Genomic DNA, 6,994 nt, shown 5'->3' with positions numbered 1-6,994 from the left:
GTTGTCCGTCGAGGCGGACCACTTCAGCGACACGCTCGAAGCCGTCGTCCCCGACACCGCGAGGTTCGTCGGCGCCGACGGAGCCGTCGTGTCGGTGCCGCCGCCACCGCCACCGGAGCCGAACCCTGGCGCCTTGACGGACGTCAGATAGCCGTCCTTGGCGGTGTCGACCGTCTGCCAGTCGTCCTTGAGGATGCCGCCGGTGTCACCGGAGTCGGGGTTCCAGCACCAGAAGGTCCACTGGAAGCTGTCGGCGCCGTACTGCGAGGTCGGGCGGAGGTAGTCGACCAGGGCCTTCAGCCAGGTCTGGTCGGTGGCCGACTGGAGCGTCGTGCCGAACTCGCCGACCCAGACGGGGGCGATGTTGTTCTTGAAGAGGTAGCCCCAGTACTTGTCCCAGATGCCGGGCATGTTGCTCGGGAAGGACGGGTCGCTGAACCAGGGCTGGTTGGCGACGCTGGTGGCGTAGTCGTGGGCCGAGTAGACCACGCGGTTGGCCACGTCGAGCTGGACCGGGTAGGTGCCGGCGCCCTCCAGGTTGCCACCCCACCAGATGGAGTCGCCGTTGTACGTCTGGACGCCCTCCACGAAGATCAGCATGTCGGGGTTGGCCGACAGCACCGCGTTGCCGCCGCGCTCGGCCGCGAGCCGCCAGTCGATGCTCGTGTCGCCGCAGCCCCAGCAGGCCGGGTCGTGCGGCTCGTTGTGCAGGTCGATGCCGATGACCGTGGAATTGTTCGCGTAACGGCTCGCCAGCGACTTCAGGTCGGCGATCCAGGTCGACTCCGGGACGCTGTTGGTGTACCAGAGGGCGCTCTGACCGCTGGAGTCCGGCCGATGCCGGTCGAGGATGATCTTCAGGCCGATCTGCCCCGAGTAGTCCACGATCTTGTCCAGGACCTGAAGGGAGTCGAGCCCTTGGAGGTCCGCGTTCTTGCCGCTGGAGAAGTCGATACTGGACGGTGCCGTGCCGGCCTTGAAGATGTCGTCGGAATACGGGATGCGCAGCGTGTTGTATCCGGTCGCGGCGATCTGGTCGAGCATGCTCTTGTAATCCCGTGACCACAGGCCGTGGACCACGTGGTTGTCGGTCTCGAAGCCGAACCAGTTGATCCCGGCGATGCGTACCGGGGTGCCGTTCGCGTCCACGATCTGGCGGCCGCTGGTGTGCCAGTAGCCCGATCCCGCGGTGCCCGCCGCCCGCGCGGGCGCCGTACCGGTCACGGCGGCCAGCAGGGCGAGCAGGATCACGGCCACGGCCCCGATGACCGTATACCGCCGAGGTGGGCCCAAGTCCGCAGGTCTCATAGCAGCCAACTCCTCTTGTATGGCGTGCCCCCGTGCTGGCTGACAGCGCTGCCGCAGCGTGGCGCGCCGTTGCGCCGCGGTGCGGTTCGGCATGCGGTTCGCACGCGGTGGTACTGCGCCGGGGAGCGCCGCCCCGGTGCCGGCGGACCGGAGGCTTCCGCCACTCGGTACCGCGTTGACCGACTTCGGCTTGGTTTAAGAGCGTTGAGCGTGGGAGCGCTCCCAGCGCTGAGGAAAGTAACAACTCGAAACAGCGCTGTGAAGGGGCCTCGGCGAAACCTGGGCGCAATGGCGTGTTCACGCGCCCTCTCGGCGAGGAGGCCGGAGCGCTCGACGGCGGCGGGTCGTCACCGCCCGAAAACGCGGTGAACTCGCCCCATCCGGCGGCGATGCACGACGGGGCACGGACCTACCGCCGGGTATCCGCCGCGGGCCGTCGGGGATCGGATACCGAGCGGGGGCAAAGGCAAGGCGGAGAAACAGCCATTCGGCAATTGCACGGACGACGCCCGCGCGCCGCGCACGCGCGCCCCCGGTTTGACGCAGTGAGCACCGGGGCAGCCCTCATGGGCCGGCGGTATCCGGATGCCGGGCAGGCCCCCACGGCTCGACGGCGTGCGGCAGCCGGAACAGGCCCCCGTGGCCGGATGGATTGCCGGTACCAGGCAGGTCACACGCCTCCGCGGCCTGCGGACGCCCAGGCAAGCCCTCGCCTCGGGATGCGGCCGCCGGGGCGATCCCCGCTACCGGCCTCAGGCGGACTCGCGGAGCACCAGCTCCGTGGACAGCACCACATGGCGCCGGACGCCGGTGCGGGACTCGATCTCCTCCAGCAGCACCCGCGCCATGGTGCGGCCCATCTCCTCGGTCGGCTGCCCCACGCTGGTCAGCGGCGGGTCGGCGTGCCGGGCCACCGCGGAGTCGTCGAAGCCGACCAGTGCCACGTCCTCGGGGACGCGTCGGCCCGACTGGCGCAGGACGTGCAGAGCGCCGCTGGCCATGACGTCGGAGGCGGCGAAGACGGCGTCGATGCCGGGGTGCCGTTCCAGCAGTGCCCGCATGGCGGCGCGGCCGCCCTCCTCGGTGAAGTCGCCGTGGGCGACCAGCGAGGTGTCACCGCCGAGCCTCGCGGAGTCCATCGCCTGGGTGTAGCCGTCGAGCCGGCAGCGGGCGACGTACATGTCCAGGGGGCCGGTGATGGTGGCGACGGTCCGCCGGCCCATGCCGAGCAGGTGCTCGGCGGCCGACCGCGCGCCGCCGACGTTGTCGGCGTCGACGTAGGACATCCATTCCCGCTCCGAGCGCCGGCCGTTCAGCACGGTCGGCACCCGCAGCCGCTCCAGCAGGCTGGGCAGCGGGTCGTTCTCGTGCACCGACACCAGCAGCACCCCGTCGACGCGGCGGGCCTCCAGATGCTGGGCCAGGCGTCGGCGTTCGCGCGGGGTCCGGATGAGGGTGAGCAGCAACTGCATGTCCGTGTCGGCGAGTTCGGTGCTCACGCCGCGCACGATGTCCAGGAAGTACGGCTCCGCGCCGAGCCGGGTCTCCGGTTCCGGGATGACCAGGGCGACCGCGTCCGTGCGGTCGGCGGCCAAGGCGCGGGCGGCGCGGTTGGGCACATAGCCCAGTTCCGCGATCGCCGCCTCCACCGCCGCACGCGCCTGGGCGCTGACATGCGGGGAGCCGTTGACGACCCGCGAGACCGTGCCCCGCCCGACACCGGCTCGCGCGGCGACCATCTCCAGCGTCGGCCGGCCGCCCCGCCCCTCGGCCGCAGCCGTCGTGCCCTTGCCCGTCACCATGGATGACAACCCGTCAGTCGCACCAGCTCGGAGTGTCCGTTCCCTTGACACACCCGCGGGAACGGTGGACCTTCATTATGCCAATCTGGGAGCGCTCCCACGGGAGCGCTCCCAGATAAATGCCGCTTTGATCAGGCCACAGCCCGGGGTGAACGACGTGAACGCACGGTTCCGGAGGGGGTGGGCAGGAGGGGCCCGCCCTTCGGCCTCGCCGGGCCGCTCGCCCCGCGCATGCCGGATCACCGGGCTCGGCGAGCTCGGTGATCCGGAAGAAACCGGTGGTCCGGCGGGACGGCCGTGTCTCAGAACTTCGGGTCGGGTGACTGGGACCTGACCAGTTCCACGGCCTCCGCCTCCGATTCAACGGACGGCGGGGAGCCGTCCAGTGGCTTGTTCGCCGTCTCCCGCATGCACAGGACGGCGATGACGCCGACGGCCGCGGCGCCCACGGCGTAGAACGCCGGCATCAGACTGGTGTGGAAGACGCCGATCAGCGCGGTGATCACCAGCGGGGTGGTGCCGCCGAAGAGCGAGGCGGAGAAGTTGTAGGCGACCGACAGGGAGCCGTAGCGGACGTGCGTCGGGAAGATGGCCGGGAGAGCCGCCGACATCGTGCCGAGCATGGCCACCAGGGACAGGCCCATCAGCAGCAGACCCAGCGCGATCAGCGCGACGCCGCCCTGCCGGATGAGCAGGAAGGACGGCACGGACAGGACCAGGAAGCCGAGCATCCCCGTCATCAGCAGCGGTTTACGGCCGAAACGGTCCGAGAGGCGGCCGACCTGGTTGATGACGCACATTTGCAGGACCATCACGATCAGCAGGATCAGCAGCCCGTGGTCGGTGTCGTAGCCGAGTGCGTCGGAAAGATAGGTCGGCATGTACGACAGCAGCATGTAGTCGGTGATGTTGTACGCCGCCACCAGCGCGACGCACAGCAGCAGCGGCCGCCAGTAGCGGGTGAAGATCTTGCCGAGATCGGCGGCGGCCGAGGTCTCCACGGCGTCGGCGGCCTCGGTGGCCCGCGCCTGACCGCCCTCCAGCTTCTGGAAGGCCGGCGTCTCGTCCAGCCTGAGCCGCAGATACAGGCCGATGAAGCCGAGCGGGGCCGCGACCAGGAAGGGGACGCGCCAGCCCCAGTGCAGCATCTGCTCGTCGCTGAGGAGACCGGTCAGCGCGACGACCAGCCCGGACGCCCCGACGTAACCGGCGAGCGTGCCGAACTCCAGGAAGCTGCCGAAGTAGCCGCGCCGCTTGTCGGGCGCGTATTCCGCGATGAAGGTGGAGGCGCCGCCGTACTCGCCGCCGGTCGAGAAGCCCTGCACCAGACGGAAGAAGATCAGCAGGGCGGGGGCCCACATGCCGATCGCGTCGTGCGAGGGGATCACGCCGATGGCGAAGGTACCGATCGCCATCATGATCATGGTGAGGGCGAGGACGGTCTTGCGGCCGGTCCTGTCGCCGAGCGGCCCGAGGACCATGCCGCCGACGGGCCGCACCAGGAAGGCCACCGCGAAGGTCGCGAAGGTGCTGAGCAGCTGGGCGGTGTGGTTGCCCGAGGGGAAGAAGACCTTTCCCAGGATCGCGGCCAGATAGCTGTAGATGCCGAAGTCGTACCACTCCATCGCGTTGCCGAGCGCCGCGGCCTTCGTGGCGCGTTTGACCGCCGGTTCGTCGGTCACGGTGATGTCGCTGCGGCGCAGCTTGGGGTGGCGTCGCTTCTCGATCGCGCGGAAGAGCATGCGGTGGCGTCTGACCGCGGCGGGATCCACCGGATCGTCCTGGTCAGTCGCCGTCATCACAGGGCTCCTTTCGCCGATCGCATTGCACACGCCAACGCCTGTGCAGATCTCGCGCGCTCAAACTCGCCGCTTCGTACCGTACTCGCGCCGCTACGATGAGTGCATGACGATCCCGGTCGGTGTGCGTCAGGGGATGTCGCCGGTCCAGTCGAGGCGGGTGGGATCACCGGGGCGCGGGGTGTATATCGCCCGGCCGCCGGTGCCGAACCGGCCCAGCTCGGTCGGAAGCGGAACGCCCGCGGCGGAGGCGTCGTCGGCCCGGTCGGTGATGTCCAGGAGCAGGCCGTCCAGGGGGCCGCCGACCAGTTCGGCGTACCTGCGGTCCGGGCGCGGGCCCGGGTCCTCGTGGTCATGGCCGTAGACCCGGCCGCGCAGCAGCTGCTCGTCGTCGCCGTTCATGGTCCAAGCCTCGCAGCCACCACTGACAACGGGATCTTGGCCGATGGGGTCACCGAATCGCGTCCGGGCGGATTTTCTTCCCGGCCTTTGCGGTTGCAGCTAGAGGTGTGTGTCCGTGACCCGGCGGGGGAACGTGATTCCTCCGGGCGGGTCCGAGCGGAGAGGAGCCCAGGTGACAACGTCGACGCCAGCGGCGGACGGTCGCGGCCGGGGGGCTCAGGAGGCCGGTTACCAGCCGGATCCGCGGCGGTGGCGAGCCCTGTGGGTCACGCTCGTGGCCGGCTTCATGAGCCTGCTGGACGTGACGATCGTGGCGGTCGCCCTGCCCACCATCCAGCACGCTCTGGGTGCCTCCCCCGCACAGGTGCAGTGGGTGGTGTCCGGATACGCGCTCACCTTCGCCCTCGCCCTGGTCACCGCCGGGCGGCTCGGCGACGCCCTGGACCGGCGCCGGATATTCCTGCTCTCGCTCAGCGCCTTCGTGCTGGTCAGCGCGGCCTGCGGGGCGGCGCCGAACATCACGCTGCTGGTGGTGGCCCGGCTCGCCCAGGGTCTCGCGGCCGGATTCATGGCACCCCAGAACTCCGCGCTCATCCAGCAGCTGTTCCGGGGCGCGGAACGCGGGCGGGCCTTCGGGTTCTTCGGCGCGACCGTCGGCATCTCGTCGGCCGTCGGGCCGATCACCGGCGGCGCGATCCTGGCGCTGGCCTCGGGCGCCGACGGATGGCGGTGGATCTTCTACGTCAATGTGCCCATCGGCGTCCTCGCCGTGCTGCTCGGCCGCCGGCTGCTGCCCCGCGTCGAGGGGTCGGGGCGCAGCCATGTGGACGCGACCGGTGTCCTGCTCCTCGGGCTCGGGGTGCTCGCGCTGATGTATCCGCTGGTGCAGGCGGAATCCGGCGGGATCGACCGGCTGTGGTGGCTGTTCCCGGCGGGCGCGCTGATGCTCGTCGCCTTCGCCCAGTGGCAGCGGCGTCTGGTGGCCAGGGGCGACCAGCCGCTGCTCGATCCGCGCCTGTTCAGCACCGTGCGCGGCTACGCGGTCGGCGCGGGCGTCGGCACGCTGTACTTCATCGGCTTCAGCGGGGTGTGGCTGGTCTTCGCGCTCTTCTACCAGCATGGTCTGGGCTTCTCCCCGCTGCGGTCCGGGCTCGCCGTGACCCCGTTCGCGGTGGGCTCGTCGGTCGCGGCCGTCATCGCGGGGCGGCTGGTGGAGCGGCTGGGCCGTCTGCTCACCGTGTGCGGTCTCGCGGGCGTGATCCTCGGCCTGGGCGGCACCGCGCTGCTGCTGCGTTACGTGGACCTCGGCATCGCTCCCTGGGTCGCCGCCCCGGTGCTGTTCCTCGGCGGTGTCGGCGGCGGGTTCGTGGTCTCCCCCAACTTCACGATGACGTTGCGGGACGTGCCGGTGCGGATGGCGGGCGCGGCGGGCGGCGCGCTGCAGACCGGACAGCGGCTCGGGGCCGCGATGGGCACGGCCGCCCTGCCCGGCCTCTACTACCTGGTGCTCGGCCGGCACCATGACTACCGCGCCGCCGTCGTCCTGGCACTGGTTGCCGCGCTCATCGGCATGGTGGCCTCCCTGGCCCTCGCCACGTTCGACTGGCGGCGGGACCGGCCGACCCACGTGAGGCCTCGCGAAGTGGCCGACGACCCGGTGCGCTCCGGGCGGTCGTGACCGCC

At 70.6% G+C, this 6,994-nt stretch carries 5 protein-coding genes; 1 reads left to right on the top strand and 4 read right to left on the bottom strand.

Going from position 1 to position 6,994, the window contains the following annotated elements; genetic code table 11:
• The 4 genes from ACWDD7_RS29970 to ACWDD7_RS29955 form a co-directional block, all read right to left on the bottom strand.
• Positions 1-1,308, bottom strand: a 1,308-nt coding sequence (locus ACWDD7_RS29970; protein WP_450459708.1) for a glycoside hydrolase family 5 protein, incomplete at its 3' end; no start/stop codon positions are given.
• Positions 1,309-2,060: 752 nt separating this feature from the next.
• On the bottom strand, positions 2,061-3,110 hold the full coding sequence (locus ACWDD7_RS29965; protein ID WP_450459707.1) for a LacI family DNA-binding transcriptional regulator: 1,050 nt from the start codon (positions 3,108-3,110) through the stop codon (positions 2,061-2,063).
• 302 nt (positions 3,111-3,412) lie between these two features.
• Entirely contained in the window at positions 3,413-4,909 is a 1,497-nt protein-coding gene (locus ACWDD7_RS29960; RefSeq protein ID WP_450459706.1) for an MFS transporter, read from the bottom strand.
• A 129-nt stretch (positions 4,910-5,038) separates the two neighbouring features.
• Positions 5,039-5,311 (bottom strand): hypothetical protein, encoded by a 273-nt coding sequence (locus ACWDD7_RS29955; protein ID WP_351881002.1) that lies wholly within the window; start codon positions 5,309-5,311, stop codon positions 5,039-5,041.
• 172 nt (positions 5,312-5,483) lie between these two features.
• Here ACWDD7_RS29955 and ACWDD7_RS29950 point away from each other — a divergent pair, with 172 nt between their 5' ends.
• On the top strand, positions 5,484-6,989 hold the full coding sequence (locus ACWDD7_RS29950) for an MFS transporter (protein WP_450459705.1): 1,506 nt from the start codon (positions 5,484-5,486) through the stop codon (positions 6,987-6,989).
• The last annotated feature ends 5 nt before the right edge of the window (positions 6,990-6,994 follow it).

The sequence above is a fragment of the Streptomyces sp. NPDC001056 genome, assembly GCF_053598955.1.
This window is presented reverse-complemented; position numbering and strand designations above follow the sequence as displayed.

Coding starts and splice junctions, on each gene's coding strand:
- ACWDD7_RS29965 (WP_450459707.1), bottom strand. CDS start 3,110: ATGGTGACGGGCAAGGGCACGACGGCTGCGGCCGAGGGGCGGGGCGGC.
- ACWDD7_RS29960 (WP_450459706.1), bottom strand. CDS start 4,909: ATGACGGCGACTGACCAGGACGATCCGGTGGATCCCGCCGCGGTCAGA.
- ACWDD7_RS29955 (WP_351881002.1), bottom strand. CDS start 5,311: ATGAACGGCGACGACGAGCAGCTGCTGCGCGGCCGGGTCTACGGCCAT.